15 protein-coding genes are annotated in these 20,127 nt (G+C 73.2%); 10 read left to right on the top strand and 5 right to left on the bottom strand.

All coding sequences use genetic code 11. From position 1 onward, the window contains the following. Positions 1 to 297: 297 nt before the first annotated feature. Entirely contained in the window at positions 298 to 1,632 is a 1,335-nt protein-coding gene (gene gabT / locus ACZ470_RS31080) for a 4-aminobutyrate--2-oxoglutarate transaminase (protein WP_468432570.1), read from the bottom strand. Between the two features lie 329 nt (positions 1,633 to 1,961). Between gabT and ACZ470_RS31075 the strand changes: the two genes are divergently transcribed. The 3 genes from ACZ470_RS31075 (at position 1,962) to ACZ470_RS31065 (ending at position 7,816) form a co-directional block, all read left to right on the top strand. Continuing rightward, complete coding sequence (locus ACZ470_RS31075) at positions 1,962 to 4,085, top strand: ATP-binding protein (RefSeq protein WP_468432568.1); 2,124 nt, start codon at positions 1,962 to 1,964, stop codon at positions 4,083 to 4,085. A 127-nt stretch (positions 4,086 to 4,212) separates the two neighbouring features. Beyond that, a complete protein-coding gene (locus ACZ470_RS31070; RefSeq protein WP_468432566.1) occupies positions 4,213 to 5,769 on the top strand; it encodes a PucR family transcriptional regulator in 1,557 nt (518 codons plus the stop codon). Between the two features lie 601 nt (positions 5,770 to 6,370). Then, on the top strand, positions 6,371 to 7,816 hold the full coding sequence (locus ACZ470_RS31065) for an aldehyde dehydrogenase family protein (protein WP_468432564.1): 1,446 nt from the start codon (positions 6,371 to 6,373) through the stop codon (positions 7,814 to 7,816). Positions 7,817 to 7,897: 81 nt separating this feature from the next. Here the strand turns inward: ACZ470_RS31065 and ACZ470_RS31060 are convergent, their stop codons facing one another. After that, positions 7,898 to 8,635: a DUF4190 domain-containing protein gene (locus ACZ470_RS31060; RefSeq protein WP_468432562.1), complete on the bottom strand. Its 738-nt coding sequence runs from the start codon at positions 8,633 to 8,635 to the stop codon at positions 7,898 to 7,900. Positions 8,636 to 8,803: 168 nt separating this feature from the next. Here ACZ470_RS31060 and ACZ470_RS31055 point away from each other — a divergent pair, with 168 nt between their 5' ends. Both ACZ470_RS31055 and ACZ470_RS31050 read left to right on the top strand, forming a co-directional pair. After that, positions 8,804 to 9,865, top strand: a complete 1,062-nt coding sequence (locus ACZ470_RS31055) for an adenosine deaminase (RefSeq protein WP_468432560.1) — start codon at positions 8,804 to 8,806, stop codon at positions 9,863 to 9,865. A gap of 20 nt (positions 9,866 to 9,885) precedes the next feature. After that, positions 9,886 to 10,590 carry a glycerophosphodiester phosphodiesterase gene (locus ACZ470_RS31050; RefSeq protein WP_468432558.1) on the top strand — a complete coding sequence of 235 codons (705 nt, stop codon included), beginning with the start codon at positions 9,886 to 9,888 and terminating at the stop codon, positions 10,588 to 10,590. Here the strand turns inward: ACZ470_RS31050 and ACZ470_RS31045 are convergent. Beyond that, a complete protein-coding gene (locus ACZ470_RS31045) occupies positions 10,577 to 11,458 on the bottom strand; it encodes an alpha/beta fold hydrolase (RefSeq protein ID WP_468432556.1) in 882 nt (293 codons plus the stop codon). The two genes, ACZ470_RS31050 and ACZ470_RS31045, sit on opposite strands and share 14 nt — an antisense overlap. 106 nt (positions 11,459 to 11,564) lie before the next feature. Here ACZ470_RS31045 and ACZ470_RS31040 point away from each other — a divergent pair, with 106 nt between their 5' ends. Continuing rightward, positions 11,565 to 13,574, top strand: coding sequence for an AfsR/SARP family transcriptional regulator (locus ACZ470_RS31040; RefSeq protein ID WP_468432554.1), 2,010 nt, complete (start codon positions 11,565 to 11,567; stop codon positions 13,572 to 13,574). Here the strand turns inward: ACZ470_RS31040 and ACZ470_RS31035 are convergent. Together ACZ470_RS31035 and ACZ470_RS31030 are read right to left on the bottom strand one after the other, a co-directional pair. Then, entirely contained in the window at positions 13,531 to 14,061 is a 531-nt protein-coding gene (locus ACZ470_RS31035; RefSeq protein ID WP_468432552.1) for a hypothetical protein, read from the bottom strand. The two genes, ACZ470_RS31040 and ACZ470_RS31035, sit on opposite strands and share 44 nt — an antisense overlap. A 176-nt stretch (positions 14,062 to 14,237) precedes the next feature. Next, positions 14,238 to 15,677: a gamma-aminobutyraldehyde dehydrogenase gene (locus ACZ470_RS31030; RefSeq protein ID WP_468432550.1), complete on the bottom strand. Its 1,440-nt coding sequence runs from the start codon at positions 15,675 to 15,677 to the stop codon at positions 14,238 to 14,240. 207 nt (positions 15,678 to 15,884) lie between these two features. On the opposite strand from ACZ470_RS31030, the gene ACZ470_RS31025 reads away from it, so the two are divergent. The 4 genes from ACZ470_RS31025 to ACZ470_RS31010 all read left to right on the top strand — a co-directional run bounded on the left by ACZ470_RS31025 (position 15,885) and on the right by ACZ470_RS31010 (position 20,044). Beyond that, positions 15,885 to 16,403 carry an Lrp/AsnC family transcriptional regulator gene (locus ACZ470_RS31025; protein WP_468432548.1) on the top strand — a complete coding sequence of 173 codons (519 nt, stop codon included), beginning with the start codon at positions 15,885 to 15,887 and terminating at the stop codon, positions 16,401 to 16,403. A gap of 2 nt (positions 16,404 to 16,405) precedes the next feature. After that, positions 16,406 to 17,779: an aspartate aminotransferase family protein gene (locus tag ACZ470_RS31020; RefSeq protein ID WP_468432546.1), complete on the top strand. Its 1,374-nt coding sequence runs from the start codon at positions 16,406 to 16,408 to the stop codon at positions 17,777 to 17,779. Positions 17,780 to 18,005: 226 nt separating this feature from the next. Beyond that, positions 18,006 to 18,755, top strand: a complete 750-nt coding sequence (locus tag ACZ470_RS31015; RefSeq protein WP_468432544.1) for an ABC transporter ATP-binding protein — start codon at positions 18,006 to 18,008, stop codon at positions 18,753 to 18,755. Then, positions 18,737 to 20,044 carry a hypothetical protein gene (locus ACZ470_RS31010; protein WP_468432542.1) on the top strand — a complete coding sequence of 436 codons (1,308 nt, stop codon included), beginning with the start codon at positions 18,737 to 18,739 and terminating at the stop codon, positions 20,042 to 20,044. Before ACZ470_RS31015 ends, ACZ470_RS31010 begins: the two co-directional genes overlap by 19 nt. The last annotated feature ends 83 nt before the right edge of the window (positions 20,045 to 20,127 follow it).

Here is a 20,127-nt window from a genome sequence, read left to right as displayed (position 1 = left end):
CCGGGGGGTTTGGGGCGGGCGACCGTCCGATCGTGAGGAGACCCGAAGCCTTCAGGCCCCGGTTTGTGTGCGCGAGGGCACGACCAGGTCGAAGCTGGGGAGGCCCCGGCCTGATCCGCCCACAGTCCCCTGTGGGCGGGGTGTATCTCTCATCCGGGTAGAAACCTACGGCAGGGGGTGGCCCCGCGACAGGGCGAACGGGCTCCTGTCATCCACCCCGCACACGTTCTTCACACGCTCTGCCGCTCGGCCCGCCCGGCGGCCGTTCCAGGGCGGCTCACCTGCCCCGATACCGGCTCAGATGCGCGCGAACGCCTGCTCGATGATGTCGAGGCCCTCGTTCAGCAGGTCCTCGCCGATGACCAGCGGCGGCAGGAAACGCAACACGTTGCCGTAGGTGCCACAGGTCAGGACCAGCAGGCCCTCCTGGTGGCAGGCCTTGGCCAGCGCGGCGGTCGCCTCGGGGTTCGGCTCCTTGGTGTCGCGGTCCTTGACCAGTTCGATGGCGATCATCGCGCCACGTCCGCGGACGTCGCCGATGATGTCGAACTTCTCGGCCATGGCGGTGAGACGGGCCTTCATGACGGCCTCGATCGCCTTCGCCCTGGCGTTGAGGTCGAGCTCCTTCATCGTCTCGATCGCGCCGAGCGCGCCCGCGCAGGCCACCGGGTTGCCGCCGTAGGTGCCGCCCAGACCGCCCGAGTGGGCGGCGTCCATGATCTCGGCGCGGCCGGTGACGGCGGCCAGCGGCAGACCGCCGGCGATGCCCTTCGCGGTGGTGATCAGGTCGGGGACGATGCCCTCGTCCTCACAGGCGAACCACTGGCCGGTGCGGCAGAAGCCGGACTGGATCTCGTCGGCGACGAAGACGATGCCGTTGTCCGAGGCGAACTCGCTGATCGCCGGCAGGAAGCCCTTGGCCGGCTCGATGAAGCCGCCCTCGCCGAGCACCGGCTCGATGATGATCGCGGCCACGTTCTCGGCGCCGACCTGCTTGGAGATCTGGTCGATGGCCTGCGCGGCGGCCTCCGGACCCGCGTTCTCCGGGCCGGTCGGCCAGCGGTAGCCGTAGGCGACCGGGACGCGGTACACCTCGGGCGCGAACGGGCCGAAGCCGTGCTTGTACGGCATGTTCTTCGCGGTCAGCGCCATGGTGAGGTTGGTGCGGCCGTGGTAGCCGTGGTCGAAGACGACGACCGCCTGCCGCTTGGTGTACGCACGCGCGATCTTCACGGCGTTCTCGACGGCCTCGGCGCCGCTGTTGAACAGCGCGGACTTCTTGGCGTGGTCGCCCGGCGTCAGCTCGGCGAGCGCCTCGGCGACGGCGACGTAGCCCTCGTAGGGCGTGACCATGAAGCAGGTGTGGGTGAAGTCGGCGAGCTGGGCGGAGGCACGGCGTACGACGGCCTCGGCGGAGGCACCGACGGAGGTCACGGCGATGCCCGAGCCGAAGTCGATCAGCCGGTTGCCGTCGACGTCCTCGATGATCCCGCCGCCCGCGCGGGCGGTGAACACGGGAAGCACGGAGCCCACGCCCTGCGCGACCGCGGCGGTGCGGCGGGCCTGCAACTCCTGCGACTTCGGGCCGGGGATGGCGGTGACGACGCGGCGCTCCTGCGGAAGTGCGGTCATGCGGGGCTCCTGGGGGGTGTTTCGGACACGTGCGTTCTTTTCTCGCAGGCTAGGTCGGGGAACGAGGGGTGGGCATGCTCCATGTGGGCGTTGTCCGGGGTCTGTGGTTGTCCGTGGTGGACATAGCGGGGGTGGGTTGCACTCACCCGCGTTCGCGGGGTACCGCTGCGCCCACCCGTGCCGCCCTGGGGGTACCTCCCAGGCCCTTAAGGCACTGGGGGAGGCACGACTGCCCGCAGCTCCGCCGTGTAAGCGATGAACTCGCCCTGTCAGGGCGTTAGATTGACTCGCTGATGGCGGATGGAGCGGCTGCTCAGGGGGCAGGGGCGATGAACAGCGACGGTACCCAGGACGCACGGGGCACACACGCGAACCCCGTACCGCGCCCAGCGGGCCCACCGGACGTACCGACAACTCCCCCACGCCCCACGAGGGCACCCGGCATGCCACCCCCGCCCGACGGCTCCGCGTTCCTCACCTGGCTCCGCACCCCCCGCCCCGAGGCCCTCCCCGGCGTATGGCGGTTCGGACACCGCCCCCGCCCGGAGGAGGAGCCGGAGCGCATCCCGGGCCGCCAGCTGCTCAGCGGCGCCCTGATCGCGTTCCTCGTCGGCTGGCTCATCTGGTCCCTGCTGTGGAACGGCTACCTCGGCGGCTGGTGGCTGCTCCCCCTCTACGCGATGATCCCCGACTCCTGGGCGGAGCCCCACAGCTTCGGCGCCGTGGTGGTCGTCTACGCCTACTACGTGCTGGTCGCCGGGATCATCATGGTCGGCGTGGGCCGCCTGGGCCGCTGGGGCGAGATCTGGCGCCGCTACGGCCCGCCCGCCTGGCGCCGGGGCCCCGTACGGGACCCGCGCCCGCCCACTCCGGAGGCCGACCCCGCCGCCTGGCCCGCCCTCCGCGCCGCCGGGGCCACCGACGCCGCCGAGCGGCTCGCCGCCGACGCCCGCGCCGGGCTGATGCGGGACGTCGACCACGCCCGCATCACCCGTGCCTGGCAGGGCGTGCACAACGGCCGGCACAGCCTCGCCACGTTCACCGGTGCGGTGCTCAGCCACGGCGCCGCCGCCTGCGCCCACCCCTCCGGCGCACGCGACCTGCCCGCCCGGCAGGCCCGGCACGACCTGCTCACCGGGCAGGTACGGCTCGGCACCACCGCCGACGACCCGCGCAACCCCTACGTCTACCGCGGCACCGGACTCGCCCTCGGCCCGGAGCTGCTCGGCACCTCCCTGCTCGCCGTCGGACCGGCCGGTTCCGGCAAGACCGGCGGCCTCGTCCTCCCCCTCGCCGAGTCGATGTGCCTCCAGGCGCTCGCCGGGAAGGCCGCCGTGGTCGTGGTCGGCGCGGCGGGCGCGGGGCTCGGCCCGGCCGAGGCGTACGACGTCGTCGTACGGATCGGCAACCCCGACTCCGTCTACGACCTCGACCTGTACGGCGGCACGACGGACCCCGACGAGGCCGCCGCCGTGCTCGCGGAGGCGCTGGTGGGTGACCTGGCGGATCCGCATCCGGGCAGCGACAGCCGCAGGTCCACCACCGTCCTCGCCCAGCTCCTGGGCCCGTTCCGCGCGGTGCACGGCCGCTTCCCCTCCGTCCCCGAGCTGCGGCAGCTCCTCGACGGCGCACCCGGCCCGCTGGCCGAACTGCGCGACGGGCTCCAGGCCACAGGCCAGGAGTCACTGCTGCGTGAACTCGACGCCCGGGAGCGGCAGATGGCGCACCCCGGCGATGTCGGCGGCACCCTCGCGGACCGGGTGGCGCTGCTGGACCGGCCCGCCTTCGCGGGGTTCTTCGACACCTCAGGCCGGTCCCGGCCGTTCTCGCTCAAGGCGCTGGACCACCCGGTGCGGGTGCGCGTCGACCTGCCCCAGCGCGGGCACGCGGACGCCTCACGGATGCTGGCCCGGCTGGTCCTCGCCCAGTTCACGGCGAGCGTGACGGTGCGCGAGGACCGCTCCCTCTTCGCCTGTCTGGTGCTGGACGACGCGACGGGTGTGGTCACCCCGGAGGCCGTGCGCGGCATCCAGCGGCTGCGGTCGGCCAACGCGGGCGCCGTACTCACCCTGCGCACCCTGGACGACGTACCGAGGCCGTTGCGCGGACCGCTGCTCGGGGCCACCGGCTGCCGGATGGCGCTGGCCGGGGTCACCCCCTGGGACGGCCAGGACTTCGCCGAGGTGTGGGGGAAGGAGTGGACCGAGGCGCGGGACGTCACCGACCGCCAGATCATCGCCGAGAGCCCGGCGGGGAAGGCCGTGCACGCGCTGCGGCGGGCCATCACCGGCAAGGCGCCGACCGCGCGGGCGGTCACCGTGCGGCAGGTCGAGCGGGAGCGGTGGTCGGCGTCGGAGTTGGCGCACGCGGTGCCGCCGGGGCACGCGGTGTTGTCCCTGACGGACGTCAAGGGGGAGCACGCGCCGCCGCTGCTGGTGGATCTGCGGGAGTGAGCTGTCCGGTCGGGGCACCCGGGGACCGTACAGTGAGGCAGAATCGACACAGGCCGTTCATACGTGACGGCCAAAAGATCACCGAGTTCTCACACACCCGACGCAGACCCGAAGGCTCAAGGCACCGATGCCCCCGACGCTCGCCTCGCTCGTCCACCACTCCGCGCTCAAACTGACCGTGCGCGCGGGCGAGGACCGCCTCGACGTGCCGGTCCGCTGGGCGCACGCCAGTGAGCTGGCCGATCCCGTCCCCTACATGGAGGGCGGGGAACTCCTGCTGATCACCGCGCTCAAGCTGGACGCGGAGGACCCGGACGCCATGCGCCGCTATGTGCGGCGGCTGGTGGGGGCGGGAGTCGTCGGCCTCGGATTCGCCGTCGGCGTCCACTACGAGGACATCCCCGACGCCCTCGTCGACGCCGCGCGCGAGGAGGGCCTGCCGCTGCTGGAGGTGCCCCGCCGCACCCCGTTCCTCGCGATCAGCAAGGCCGTGTCCGCCGCGATCGCCGCCGACCAGTACCGCTCGGTCACCGCGGGCTTCGCGGCCCAGCGGGAGCTCACCAAGCAGGCGCTGACGGAGGGCCCGGAGGGGCTGCTGGCCGCCCTCGCCGCCCAGGTCGACGGGTGGGCCGCCCTGTACGACGCCTCGGGTGCCGTCGTGGCGGCGGCACCGGACTGGGCGGGCCGGCGCGCCACCCGGCTCACCCCGGACGTGACCCGGCTGCGGGAACGGCCCGCGCCCGCCTCCTCGGTCGTGGCGGGACCGGAGAACGAGGACCGGGTCGAACTGCACTCCCTCGGCACCGGCCGGCGCCCCCGCGCGGCGCTCGCCGTCGGTACGGCCGCCGCCCTCGGCACCGCCGAGCGGTACGCCGTCCACTCCGCCGTCGCCCTGCTCACCCTGACCACGGAACGCTCCCGCTCCCTGCACGCGGCCGAGCAGCGCATCGGCGCCGCCGTGCTGCGGATGCTGCTCGCCGGGGAGCCGGACCACGCCCGCGCGGTCGCCGGCGACCTGTACGGCGACCTCCTCGACGCGCCGTTCCGGATCGTCGTGGCCGCCGGGGGCGAGGCGAACGGTGACGCCCTCGGCGCCCTCGCCGAGGTGGTGGAGTCCGCCGCGGCCCGTTCCGGCGAGGCGGTCCTGGTCGTACCGGAGGGGGAGCGGCTGGTCGTGCTGGCCGCCGACGGGGGTGCCGCAGTGGCCGGCTGCTGCGACCACGCCGCCGCGCGGGAGACGGCCCGCAAGGCCGACGACGACGAACTGGTCGTCGGACTGTCCGCGCCGGCCGGGCCGATCGCCGCGTCCGCCGCCTACAAACAGGCCGAACAGGCGCTCTCGGTGGCGCGGCGGCGTGGACGGGTGCTGGTGGAGCACGAGCACATGGCCGCCGGATCGGTCCTGCCGCTGCTCGCGGAGGACGCGGTCCGGGCGTTCGCCGACGGGCTGCTGCGTGCCCTGCACGAACACGACGCGACCGGCCGGGGCGACCTGGTCGCCTCCCTCCGCGCCTGGCTCTCCCGCCACGGCCAGTGGGACGCGGCGGCAGCGGACCTCGGCGTCCACCGCCACACCCTCCGCTACCGCATGCGCCGAGTGGAGGAAATCCTCGGCCGCTCCCTCGACGACCCGGACACCCGCATGGAACTGTGGCTGGCCCTGAAGGCAACAACGTCGGAGTAGCAACCCAGCCCCTCCAGCCGACACCCCTCCCCCTCCGGCACCCCCTCAGCCCTCCCCCTCCGGCACACCCTCAGCCCTCTGGCCGACATCCCTCCCAGCCCCTCAGGCCCCCAGCCACCTGGCACACCCCCAGCCCACCCGCCACACTCCCCACCCACCCCGCACCACTCCCAGCCCTCCGGCACCACTCCCAGCCCACCCGCCACACTCCCCACCCACCCCGCACCACTCCCAGCCCACCCGCCACACTCCCCACCCACCCCGCACCACTCCCAGCCCTCCGGCACCACTCCCAGCCCCTCCGGCCCCCCAGCCCTCCGGCACCCTCCCAGCCCTCCGGGACCCTCCCAGCCCACCCCGGCGCCCCCAGCCCCTCCGGCGTTTGAGGAGCGGGGGTCCGGGGGCGGAGCCCCCGGGGACGGGACGGGAAGGGGCGGCGGGGGCGACAAACCCAAAGGGCCCCCACCCCGCCAAACCGTAGAACCGCCCCACCCCCACCACTACGACTCGGCCAAACTCCACCCCCCACCCCCCGCCCTACCGTGGACCCAGCAACCCACGCACGCACACACCCCCAACGCGGAAGGGCCGGAACCCGCACATGACTTCCACCACCGCCTTCTGGCTCGCCGGCCGCCAGGCCACCGGCGAGACCACGTTCGACGTCACCTCCCCCTGGGACGGCCGCACCGTCGGCACCGTCAGCGTCCCCACCGACGCCCAGATCGAGGACGCCGTCTCCGCCGCCCACGCCGTCCGCGAGGACTTCGCCGCCACCCCGGCCCACGTCCGCGCCGCCGCCCTGGACCACGTCAGCCGCCGTCTCGTCGAGCGCACCGAGGAGATCGCCCGCCTGATCTCCGCCGAGAACGGCAAGCCGATCAAGTGGGCGCGCGGCGAGGTCGGCCGCGCCGTCTCGGTGTTCCGCTTCGCCGCCGAGGAGGCCCGCCGCTTCAACGGCGGCGAGGCCCAGCGCCTCGACACCGACGCCGGCGGCCAGGGCCGGCTCGCCTTCACCCGCCGCTTCCCCAAGGGCGTCGTCCTCGGCATCGCGCCGTTCAACTTCCCGCTGAACCTGTGCGCGCACAAGATCGCCCCCGCGATCGCCGCCGGCGCCCCGATCATCCTCAAGCCGGCGCCCGCCACCCCCCTCTCCGGCCTGATCCTCGGTGAGCTGCTCGCCGAGACCGAGCTGCCCGCGGGTTCGTGGAGCATCCTCCCGGTCCCCAACGACCGCATGCCCGCCCTCGTCCAGGACGAGCGGCTGCCGGTCATCTCCTTCACCGGCTCCGAGAAGGTCGGCTACGCGATCATGGACTCGGTGCCGCGCAAGCACTGCACCCTGGAGCTCGGCGGCAACGGCGCGGCCGTCGTCCTCGCCGACTTCGCGAGCGACGAGGACCTGGACCGGGCCGCGCAGCGCATCGCGACCTTCTCCAACTACCAGGGCGGCCAGTCCTGCATCTCCGTGCAGCGCGTGATCGCGGACGCGTCGGTGTACAACCGGCTGCTCCCCCGCATCGTCGCCGCCGTCGAGGCGCAGGTCACCGGCGACCCGGCCGACGACGCCACCGACGTCGGGCCGCTGGTCAGCGAGGCCGCCGCGGAACGCGTGGAGTCCTGGGTCGACGAGGCCGTCGCGGCGGGCGCCACGCTGCACACCGGCGGCAAGCGCGACGGCGCCTCCTACGCCCCGACCGTGCTCACCGACGTACCGGCCGACGCGACGATCTCCTGCGAGGAGGTCTTCGGACCGGTGCTGACCGTGCAGAAGGTGGACGGCGAGGCCGCGGCCTTCGCCGCCGTCAACGACTCCAAGTACGGCCTCCAGGCAGGTGTGTTCACCCACGACCTACAGACCGCCTTCCGGGCCCACCGCGCCCTGGAGGTCGGCGGTGTGGTCATCGGCGACGTGCCCTCCTACCGCGCCGACCAGATGCCGTACGGCGGTGCCAAGCAGTCCGGTGTGGGCCGCGAGGGCGTGAAGTTCGCGATGGACGACTACACCTACGAGCGGGTGATGGTCCTCACGGGCCTGGCGCTCTGACAGTCCCTCAAGAGGCCGACGGCCCGAGCCCGCTGTGCGGGGGCTCGGGCCGTCGGCGGTGCGGGCGGGTGCCGGCAGGTCTCAGCGGAAGGCGGGCGCGGTGGCCACCGGGTGGTGGGCGCCGTAGTACTCCTCGTCCTCCAGGCCCTCGTCCTCGCTGTTGATGGCGGCCGTGACGCCGATCGCTATCAGGACGATCACGACGATGCCGAGCACGAGGCCGATGATGCCCATGATCAGGCCGGCCTGGGCCTGTCCGTGGTTGTCCGCCAGGCCCTGCTCGGCCTTCTGGCGGCCCTTGACGCCGAAGACGATGGCGAGGATGCCGAGGACGACGGAGACCACGCCGTACAGGCAGAACAGACAGCAGGCCAGGATGCCGAGCACCATGGCCGCGACGCCCATGCCGTTCTCCCGGTGCATCGGCATGCCCGGCCAGCCGTAGCCCGCGGCGTAGCCGGAGTGGCCGGAGTGGCCGGGGTGGCCGGGATGGCCGTACCCGCCGGGTATCCCGGGGCCGGTGGGCGCGATGGGCGGCGGGGGAACCGCGGAGCCCGGGGCGTCGAACGGCGCGGGGCCGCCCGGGGGTGTGGCCCCGGCGGGCGGGACGAAGCCGGCTCCCGGCATGGAGGCGATGGTGGGCTGGTTGTGCACGGACGGCACGGACAGCCCGTCGGCGACGGTCGGGGTGCCCGGGAACCGCGGAGGGGGGCCGTCGCCGGACGGACGGTTCTTGTCCAGTGAGGTCCTGGGCTCGGGGGCCGCCCATGGATCGTCGGCGCCCGCGGTGTCCCCGCCCGGCTGCGTCGCGTCCGTCATCTGGAGTTCCCCCCTGGCCTCGATCGTCCCGTCATGCTACGGCTCGGGCCCCCCGCGCCGCCCCTGGGTCCCCGCCCCACCGCCTACGATGACCCCGAGTCACCGATCAGCCGATCATCCGCGCCCCGCCGCCCGTGCGGCCGGGGGCGCCGTTCCGGGGAGGAACCCTTGACCGACCATCTCGTCGATCCGCGCGTCCCACGCGATCTGCGTGCCTTCATCGCCGGGCTGCCCAAGGCCGAACTGCATGTGCACCACGTCGGCTCAGCCTCCCCCCGCATCGTCTCGGAACTGGCCGCCCGCCACCCCGACTCCAAGGTCCCCACCGACCCCGAGGCCCTGGCCGACTACTTCACGTTCACGGACTTCGCCCACTTCATCGAGGTGTACCTGTCGGTCGTCGACCTCATCCGCACCCCCGAGGACGTGCGGCTGCTCACCTACGAGGTGGCCCGTGAGCTGGCCCGGCAGCAGGTGCGGTACGCGGAGCTGACCATCACCCCGTTCTCCTCCACGCGGCGCGGCATCGACGAGCGGGCCTTCATGGACGCGATCGAGGACGCCCGCAAGGCGGCGGAGGCCGAGTTCGGGACCGTACTGCGCTGGTGCTTCGACATTCCCGGGGAGGCCGGGCTGGAGTCCGCCGAGGAGACCGTGCGGCTCGCCACCGACGACCGGCTGCGTCCGGAGGGACTGGTCTCGTTCGGTCTCGGCGGACCCGAGATCGGCGTGCCCCGCCCGCAGTTCAAGCCGTACTTCGACCGCGCGATCGCCGCCGGACTGCACTCCGTGCCGCACGCCGGCGAGACCACGGGACCGGAGACCGTGTGGGACGCGCTCAACGAGCTCGGCGCCGAGCGCATCGGCCACGGCACCAGCTCCGCCCGCGACCCCGAGCTGCTGCGGCACCTGGCCGAGCGCCGCATCCCGCTGGAGGTGTGCCCCACCTCCAACATCGCCACCCGCGCGGTGGCCACGCTCGACGAGCACCCCATAAAGGAGTTCACGCGGGCCGGTGTCCTCGTCACCGTCAACTCCGACGACCCGCCGATGTTCGGCACCGACCTCAACAACGAGTACGCGGTCGCCGCGCGCCTGCTGGAGCTCGACGAGCGGGGTCTGGCCGCACTGGCGAAGAACGCGGTCGACGCGTCGTTCATGGACCCGGCCGGCAAGGCGCGGCTGGCCGCCGAGATCGACACCTACACCTCGTCCTGGCTCGCCTCCTGACCACCCCGCGAAAGGCCGCCATGCAGAACGTGACCGCCGTGGCGCACCGCGGCGACCCGTACCGCGTCCGGGAGAACACGCTCGCCTCGCTGCGTTCGGCGCTCCACCGGGGCGCCGACGCGGTGGAGATCGACGTACGCCTCACCCGGGACGGCGTCCCGGTGCTGCTGCACGACGACACGCTGAAGCGGCTCTGGGAGCACGACCGTCCGCTGCTGTCGCTGTCGTGGGAGGAGGTGCGCGGGGTCACGGACGACGGGGTGCCCACGCTCTCCGACGCGCTGGCGGCGACGGACGGCAGCCGGGTGATGATCGACCTGCCCGGCACGCCGGACGTGCGCGCGGCGCGCCGGGTCGTGGACGCCGTACGCGACCAGGGTGCCCAGGACCGCGTGTACTACTGCGCGGGCGCCCCCGCCATGCTCGCCGTGCGCGCGGCGGACCCGGCCGCCGAGATCGCCCTCACCAGGACGACCCTGGCCCCGCCGCGCGCCGGCCTGCTGGAGGCGATCCGCCCGCGCTGGCTGAACTACCGCTTCGGCCTGGTCGACCGTGCCCTCGCCGACCGGGTCCACCGCGGCGGCCACCTGCTGTCCGTCTGGACCCCGGACACCCGCCGCTCCATGCGCCGCCTGCTGGCCCTGGGCGTCGACTCGATCACCACCAACCGCATCGACGTCCTGTGCGCCCTGCGCGACGACCGGGCCCGTTCTAGCGCGCGATGAGCTCGCGCAGGGCCCGGGCGATGTCCGCCGGCGCCTCCTCGGCCATGAAGTGGCCGCAGTCCACGGTCGAGTGGCGCAGGTCGGCGGCCCAGGCGCCCCACAGCGCGGCGGCCTCGTAGCCGAGGGCGGCGCCCCAGTCCTGCTGGAGCACGGAGACGGGCATGGTGAGCCCGTTCCCGGCCGCCCGGTCGGCCTTGTCGTGCTCCACGTCGACACCGGCGGAGGCGCGGTAGTCGGCGACGATCGACGGGACGGCGTCCCGGCAGGCCGCGAGGTAGGCCGCACGGACGTCGGCGGGCACGGCACCGGGGTCCTTGGCCCAGAGGTCCAGGAAGTGGGCGAAGAACGCGTCGGCGCTCGCCTCGATCATCCGCTCGGGCAGTCCGGGCGGCTGCGCCATGAGGTAGAGGTGGAAGCCGACGGCGGCCGAGGTGCCGTGCAGCGCCTCCCACATGTCGAGGGTGGGCAGGACGTCCAGACAGGCCAGGTGGGTGATCGCGGACGGGTGGTCGAGTCCGGCCCGGAAGGCCACGAGGGCGCCCCGGTCGTGGCCGGCGAGAGCGAAACGCTCGTGACCGAGCCGGCGGGCCAGTGTGACGACGTCACGCGCCATGGTCCGCTTGGAGTAGGTGTCGGGACCGGCCTCGGCGGGCTTGTCGCTGGCGCCGTAGCCGCGCAGGTCGGGGCAGATGACGGTGTGGTCGGCCGCGAGGTCCGCGGCGACGTGCCGCCACATCAGGTGGGTCTGGGGGAACCCGTGCAGCAGGACGACCGGGGAGCCGGTACCGCCGACGGCGACGTGGAGCGCGACTCCCTCGTCGACGGGGACGCGCTGGTGGGTGAATCCGGGAATGGTGGGATGGGTCATGGCTGCTCTCTTCGCTCGGTGGCCGGTCCGTGTCCCACTCTCCGGGGCCCGGATCAGCAACCGATGAACGAACGGATCGGAAGCGGACGGGAGGACGGACGCGGTCGTGCGGGTGACGTTCGGGGTGCTGGGCGCGGTGACGGCCTGGGACGAGGCCGGTGACGCGCTGCCGCTGCGCGGGCCGAAGCACCGTGCGGTGCTGGCCCGGCTCGTGGTGGCCCGCCGCCGGGTGGTGCCGGTGGCGCGGCTGGTGGAGGACCTGTGGGACGAGCCGCCGGACAGGGCCGTGGGCACGGTCCGGACGTTCGTCGCCGGGCTGCGCAGGGCGCTGGAACCGGACCGGCCGCCCCGGACCCCGCCGCGCCTGCTGGTCACGGAAGGGCCGGGCTACGCGCTGCGGGCGGCCACGGATGAGGTCGACGCGTGGCGCTTCGAGCGGGCGGTGAACACCCCGGACGACGCGCACCCCTCCGAGGTGCTGACGGTGCTGACCGAGGCGCTGGAGTGGTGGCGCGGGCCCGCCTACGCGGACTTCGGCGAGGAACGCTGGGCGCGGGCGGAACGCGCCCGGCTGACGGAGCTGCGACTGCACGCCGTCGAACGGCGGGCGGAGGCGCGTCTGACGCTGGGAGCGGCCGCGGCGGTGGTGCCCGAGCTGGACGCGCACGTGACGGAGCACCCCTGGCGGGAGGACGGCTGGCGGCTGCTCGCGCTGGCGCTGTACCGGTCGGGGCGGCAGGCCGACGCGCTGTCCGTGCTGCGCCGGGCGCGCGGCATGCTCGGTGAGCACCTGGGCGTGGACCCGGGCCCGCGGCTGCGCCGGCTGGAGGAGGACGTCCTGCGGCAGGCGGCCCGGCTCGACCCGGCGGCCGAGGCGGACTCCGCCGTCGACCGGGTGTGGGCGAGCGCGACGGCCGCGTACGAGAGCGCCGTGGCCGCCCGGGCCCGGACCCGGCTGGAGTCGACCGCCGGGCTGATGCGCGACCTGGCGGTGACGGGCGGGGGCGGTCTGGAGGCGGCACGGCGGCACCGGGCGGCGGCCGTCGCCGCGGCGGAGCAGCTCGGCGACCCGGAGCTGACGGCCCGCGTGATCGGCGTGTACGACGTTCCCGCGATCTGGACCCGCTCCGACGACCCGGAGCAGGCGCGCCGGCTGGTGGGGGCGGCGGAACGGACGTTGCGGTTGCTGCCGCCCGACGGTCACGAAGCGGCCCGCTGCCGTCTGCTGGCGACGATCGCCGTGGAGTCACGCGGGACCCTCCCGACCGACCGCGCGACGCCTGAGGAGTCGGCACACCCGCTCCGGGCGGCCCGCCGCGCGGAGGAGATCGCCCGCCGGCTCGACGGCGCCTCGCTGCTGGCGTTCGCCCTGAACGGCACGTTCATGCAGACGTTCCACCGCGCGGGGCTCGCGGCACGGCGGGACGCGATCGGGGCGGAGCTCGTCGGGCTGTCGGCGCGCAACGACCTTCCCCGGTACGAGGTCCTGGGCCATCTCGTCCGCGTCCAGTCGCGCTGCGCGCTGGCCGACCTGGCGGGCGCCGACCGGCACGCGCGGGCGGCGGACGCGCTGGCCGCCCGCCACGACCTCCCGCTGGTCGCGGTCTTCACCACGTGGTTCCGTGCCCTGCGGACCTCCCTGACGGCGTCCCCGGCCGACGCCGCGTCCGCCTACGACCGGGCCGCGGACCTCCTCCCCGGCTCGGGCATGCCCGGACTGGCACGGGGCCTGCCGGCCCTGGCCCGCCTGAGCGTGGCGGTGCGCCACGGCGAGCCGTTCTCCGCCGACCCGGACACCGACTGGGGTCCCTACGAACCCTGGGTGCGCCCGCTGCTCCTGGCGGCCGACGGCCTCTGCGAGGAGGCGCGCGCCGCGCTGGGCGACCTCCCCTCCCCGCCCCGGGACCTGATGTCCGAGGCGCTGTGGTGCCTGGTGGGGCGCGCCGCCGTCACCGTGGACGACAGGGACACCATGCTCCGCGCCCGTGCCCAGCTCCTCCCCGCGGCGGGCGAACAGGCGGCGGGCAGCGGACTGCTGACCCTGGGTCCGGTGGCCGGCCACCTGAGCACGCTCACTGAGGCACTGGAACGGGACGCCCACCGGCGTACGGGGTGAGCGCCTCCAGTCGCTTGATCCTCTGCCGTACGACGTACAGCGGGATCACGCCGAACACGCCGAACGCCATGTCGATGACGCTCCACCAGAAGGGGATGCCGCGGATCGGACCGCAGACGAGGGCGAGGGGGATGGTGCCGGCGCAGGCGATCATGCCGAACTCGACGACCCAGATGTTGCGGACGGGATCGCGGTAGGGGCCGTAGAAGGCGACCGCGATGACGAGGTGGGCGAAGGCGAGCCAGTCGGTGCCGTAGAGGAGGAAGGGGTATTCGGCGTCGGCGGTGTCGAGCCCGTCCCGGACGCGCTCGATCCAGTCCATGAGGCCGGGGAGGTGCTCCGGTGCGCCCAGGGAGCGGAGCGCCTCCTCGGTCCAGCGCAGTTCGTGCACCAGGGGGAAGGCCGTGGCACCGCTGAGCACCAGGCAGACGACGAAGAAGACCAGCCAGGCGCGAATGCCCTTGAGCAGGGCGGCTCTGTCGCTCATGGCAGCAGCGTACGCCCAGAGTTGAACATGTTCAAAAAATCTACCCATCCCCGGAAACACAGGTTCCCCGCACCCCCGAAGGGGCGCGGGGAACTGCGCGACCAGCCACCGACGGCCCGCGGCCTCATGACAGGGGAACCCGAACGGCGTTCATCCGGCTACCCCCAGCGGAGCGCCTACGCGTCGAGGGACGTCATCACGTGCTTGACACGCGTGTAGTCGTCGAAGCCGTACGCCGACAGGTCCTTGCCGTAGCCGGACTTCTTGAAGCCCCCGTGCGGCATCTCCGCCACCAGCGGGATGTGGGTGTTGATCCACACGCAGCCGAAGTCCAGCTTCTTGGACATCCGCATGGCGCGGGAGTGGTCCTTGGTCCACACGGAGGAGGCCAGCGCGTACTCGACGCCGTTGGCGTACTCGACCGCCTGGTCCTCGTCCGTGAAGGACTGGACGGTGATGACCGGTCCGAAGACCTCCTTCTGGATGATCTCGTCGTCCTGGTTGAGGCCCGAGACGACGGTCGGCGCGTAGAAGAAGCCCTTGTCGCCGACGCGCTTGCCGCCGGCGACCACGCGCGCGTGCGCCGGCAGCCGCTCGATGAAGCCCTCGACCTGCTTGAGCTGGTTGGGGTTGTTGAGCGGGCCGAAGAGGACGTCCTCGTCGTCCGGCATGCCGGTCCTGGTGTCGGCGGCGGCCTTGGCGAGCGCGGTGACGAACTCGTCGTGGATGGACTCGTGGACGAGGACGCGCGTGGCGGCCGTGCAGTCCTGGCCGGCGTTGAAGAAGCCGGCGACCGAGATGTCCTCGACGGCCTTGGCGATGTCGGTGTCCTCGAAGACCACGACCGGGGCCTTGCCGCCCAGCTCCAGGTGGACCCGCTTGAGGTCCTTGGACGCGGACTCCGCGACCGACATGCCCGCGCGCACCGAGCCGGTGATGGACGCCATCGCCGGGGTCGGGTGCTCGACCATCAGACGGCCGGTGTCGCGGTCGCCGCAGATGACGTTGAAGACGCCCTTGGGCAGGATCGAGCCGAGGATCTCGGCGAGCAGGACCGTGGAGGCGGGGGTGGTGTCCGAGGGCTTCAGGACGACCGTGTTGCCCGCGGCGATCGCCGGGGCGAACTTCCACACGGCCATCATCATCGGGTAGTTCCACGGGGCGACCTGGGCGCACACGCCGACCGGCTCACGGCGCACGATGGAGGTCAGGCCCTCCATGTACTCGCCGGCCGAGCGGCCCTCGAGCATCCGCGCCGCGCCCGCGAAGAAGCGGATCTGGTCCACCATCGGCGGGATCTCCTCGGTGCGGGTCAGCCCGACGGGCTTGCCCGTGTTCTCCACCTCGGCGGCGATGAGTTCCTCGGCGCGCTCCTCGAAGGCGTCCGCGATCTTCAGCAGGGCCTTCTGCCGCTCGGCCGGGGTGGTGTCCCGCCAGCCGGGGAACGCCTCGGCGGCGGCCGCCATCGCGGCGTCCACATCCGCCTGCCCGGACAGCGGAGCGGTCGCGTACGCCTCGCCCGTCGCGGGGTTGACCACCTCGGTGGTCCGGCCGTCGGCGGCGTCCCGGAACTCCCCGCCGATGTAGTTGCGCAGACGACGCAGCTCGGTGCTCACTGCAGGCCCTCCTGGTGTTCCTCGTGGGTGTCCGAGGTGTCTGGGGTGTCAATAAATGACCGGTGTCCAACCTCTGAGACACCCACCCTAAACCGACGGCTGACGTTTTCAACACCCCCACCCGCCTCGGCCCTGCGAAATCCGCACGCTGAGACGCCACAGACAACGAATTTCATCGATCACGCCTTGCGAAACTGTCGATACGTCGTGCACAGTGGCCCCGTGGCCAGTCGAAGCGCAGACCCGAAGGACTCCCGCGAGTCCAAGAACGGCTCCGGTCCCCAGCTGGACGCCGTCTCCCTCGCCATCATCGAGCAGCTCCAGGAGGACGGCCGCCGGCCGTACGCCGCCATCGGCAAGGCCGTCGGCCTGTCGGAGGCGGCCGTGCGCCAGCGGGTGCAGAAGCTGCTCGACCAGGGCGTGATGCAGATCGTCGCCGTCACGGACCCGCTCACCGTGGGCTTCCGTCGCCAGGCGATGGTCGGCGTCAACGTGGAGGGCGACGTGGAGTCCGTGGCCGACGCGCTGACCGCCATGGACGAATGCGAGTACGTCGTGATGACCGCGGGCTCCTTCGACCTGATGGTCGAGATCGTCTGCGAGGACGACGACCACCTTCTGGAGGTCATCAACAAACGCATCCGGGCCGTGCCCGGCGTGCGCTCCACCGAGAGCTTCGTCTACCTCAAGCTCAAGAAGCAGACCTACATGTGGGGAACCCGATAATCGTGAGCACCGACAGCCCCAAGGACCTCAGCAAGTCCGCGTACGACCACCTGTGGATGCACTTCACCCGCATGTCCTCGTACGAGAACTCCCCCGTCCCCACCATCGTCCGGGGCGAGGGCACCCACATCTACGACGACAAGGGCAAGCGCTACCTCGACGGTCTCGCCGGCCTGTTCGTGGTCCAGGCGGGCCACGGCCGTACGGAACTCGCGGAGACCGCCTCCAAGCAGGCCCAGGAGCTGGCCTTCTTCCCGGTGTGGTCCTACGCCCACCCCAAGGCCGTGGAGCTCGCGGAGCGGCTCGCGCACGAGGCGCCGGGCGACCTCAACAAGGTCTTCTTCACCACCGGCGGCGGCGAGGCGGTCGAGACCGCCTGGAAGCTCGCCAAGCAGTACTTCAAGCTGATCGGCAAGCCGACCAAGTACAAGGTCATCTCCCGCGCGGTGGCCTACCACGGCACCCCCCAGGGCGCCCTGTCCATCACCGGACTGCCGGCCCTGAAGGCGCCGTTCGAGCCGCTCGTCCCGGGCGCGCACAAGGTGCCGAACACCAACATCTACCGCGCCCCGATCCACGGCGACGACCCGGAGGCGTTCGGCCACTGGGCCGCCGACCAGATCGAGCAGCAGATCCTCTTCGAGGGCCCCGACACCGTGGCGGCCGTCTTCCTGGAGCCGGTGCAGAACGCCGGCGGCTGCTTCCCGCCCCCGCCCGGCTACTTCCAGCGGGTGCGCGAGATCTGCGACCAGTACGACGTGCTGCTCGTCTCCGACGAGGTCATCTGCGCCTTCGGCCGGCTCGGCACGACGTTCGCCTGCGACAAGTTCGGCTACGTGCCGGACATGATCACCTGCGCCAAGGGCATGACCTCGGGCTACTCCCCCATCGGCGCGTGCATCGTCTCCGACCGGCTGGCCGAGCCGTTCTACACCGGCGACAACACCTTCCTGCACGGCTACACCTTCGGCGGCCACCCCGTGTCGGCCGCGGTGGGCATCGCCAACCTCGACCTGTTCGAGCGCGAGGGCCTCAACCAGCACGTGCTCGACAACGAGGGAGCCTTCCGCGCCACCCTGGAGAAGCTGCACGACCTGCCGATCGTCGGCGACGTCCGCGGCAACGGCTTCTTCTACGGCATCGAACTGGTCAAGGACAAGGCGACCAAGGAGTCCTTCGACGCGGAGGAGACCGAGCGCGTCCTGTACGGCTTCCTGTCGAAGAAGCTCTTCGAGAACGGCCTGTACTGCCGTGCCGACGACCGCGGCGACCCGGTCGTCCAGCTCGCCCCGCCGCTGATCTCCAACCAGGAGACCTTCGACGAGATCGAGCAGATCCTGCGCGCGACCCTCTCGGAGGCGTGGACCAAGCTGTAGGCCCCTTACGCCGTCCGAGGTTCCGATCTTCCTTCTGGATGATCAACACCGGCCCCGGTGCCGCCCGTTCGAGTGAGAAACGGGCGCCCGGGGCCACGTGCTGTCCGGCGTCCCGCCGTGGCCTGCCTAGCGTGCCAGTGACCGATCGGCCCTGCCTTCGTTCCCCCGGACGGGGGACTTACCCGAACCGCGCACGGCATTTCCGATCCGAACCGAGGTGTACGCCATGGTGGCCCCACCGGACAACGACGTGCTCTGGGCACGAGCCCTGCACTACCGGCACGACGACGGCTCACCCGGGCTGAGCGGGGTCTCGCTCGGCGTCCGGGAGAGCGAGATCCTCGCCGTCGGCGGCCCGCGCGGCAGCGGCAAGACGACCCTGCTGCGCTGTCTGTCCGGGCAGCTGCCCGCGAAGAGCGGCGAGGTCTGGTTCAACAGCGTGCCCGTGCACACCATGAGCCCCGTGGCCCGCGAGCGGCTGCGCCGGGACCGCTTCGGCTGGATCGACCCGGAACCGGTGCTGGTGCCCGAACTGAACGTCTGGGAGAACACCGCCCTGCCCCTGATGCTGCGCGGCACCGGCCGGCGCCGCGCCAAGTCGGCCGCGCTGGAGTGGCTGGAGCGCCTCGACATCGGCGACAAGGCCCGCAGGCACCCGGCGGAGCTGGTGCAGGCGGAACGCCAGCGGGTCTGCATCGCCCGCGCCCTCGCCCCGGCGCCGTCCGTGCTGTTCGCCGACGAGCCGACCGCTCCCCTGCACCGTGTCGACCGCGCCCATGTGCTGCGCACCCTCACCACCGCGGCCCGCTCGCACGGCATCACGGTGGTCCTCGCGACCAACGACGCGCAGACGGCGGCCCTCGCCGACCGCACGGTGTCGCTGCTCGACGGGCGGCGGGTGCGCACCGTCCATCTGCCGCCGGTCTCCGGGACGGCCGAGTCGGAAGGCCGGGCGGCGTGCTCGCTCTCCGTCTGACCCGAGGCGCCCATCCCGCCGTCCAGCTGCGCCGTCTCCTGGTCGCGGCCGCGTCGGCGGGCACGGGCTTCCTGCTGCTGAGCGCCCTCGGCCACGCCCTGGCCAACCCCGACCCGTCCTCCTCCGCGCTCCGGCTGGCCTGGTGCGCGGTGCCGCTGGCGGCCACCGTCTACTTCGCGGTCGCGGTCGCCCGCACCGACCCGGGCACCCGGCCCCGCCCCGGCCTGTCGGCGATCGGGCTCGGTCCCGCCCGTCTGATGGCGATCTCCGCGGCCACCACGGCGCTGTCGTGCACGCTGGGCTCGATGCTGGCGCTGCTCGTCTTCCTGCATCTGCGCGGCGACCTCACCGGCATGCCCTTCGACGGCGCCGCGACGGACTTCCTCGCCGCCGGCCGGCCGCTGCCGCTCCCGGCGGCCCTGACGCTGCTGGCCCTGGTGCCGCTGAGCGCGTCCGCCGCGGTGGCGATGGCGCTGCGACCGCGCGAACCGGTGACGGGCACGGCCCGAGCGGTGCCGGCGTACGGCCGGTTCGGCGCGTACCGGCGCACGGCGGGGCGGGAGTCCTTCGGTGCGTACGGCCGGTTCGGCAGGCAGCTGGGGGCGGCGGCGCGGGGCCGGCGAACGGCCGCCCCGGCACCGGAGCAGGACCCCACGACGGAGGATGCCGAGGCCCCCGCGGAGGTGGCGCCCCAGGTCCCGCTCACCCCGCCGTCCGGACTGCCGTGGGGCATCGCGGTGCTGGCGGTGGGTCTGGCCGTGGAGGCCTTCGCGAGCCGTACGGGCGGCGGGGGCGCGCCGGGTGACCGGCCCTCGGCGCTGCTGGGGCTGGCCCTGACCGCCGTCGGTCTCGCCCTGGCCGGCCCCGGTCTGACCCATCTGTGCGGCAGACTGCTCCAGACGGCCCGGCCCGGCGCGCTGCGCCTGCTGGCCGGGCGGGTCCTGATGACCGAGGCCACGCGCATCGGACGCCCGCTGGGCGTCGTCTGCGCGGTCCTGTCGGCCGCGTACGCCATGGCCTCGCTGCACGACCGCGAGGACGCGTCCTCCGGCCCGCTCGTGGCGCTCGGCGTGCTGCTGGTGGCGGGCTGCACGGTCGCGACGCTGCTGACGGCCGCCGTCGAGGCCCGGCAGGACCGGGCCGGCACCACCGCCGCGCTCCAGCGCCTCGGGGCGGCCACGGGCACCCTTCGCCAGGCCGCCGCGCTCCGCGCGGGTGCCCTCCTCGCCCTGTTCGGGCCGCTGACCCTGGTCGTGGCCGAGCTGTCGGCGTGGCCGCTGGCCCGCTGAGCGTCGTACGGAACCTGATCCGAAAACTGATCCGAAAAAATCTCCGCGGGCCGATGAGTTCCGCGCGGGCCCCCGGTCTACCC

It is taken from the genome of Streptomyces sp. NPDC031111, assembly GCF_055570675.1.
Note: the sequence above shows the minus strand (reverse complement) of the source record. Positions and strands in the feature narration are given on the sequence as shown.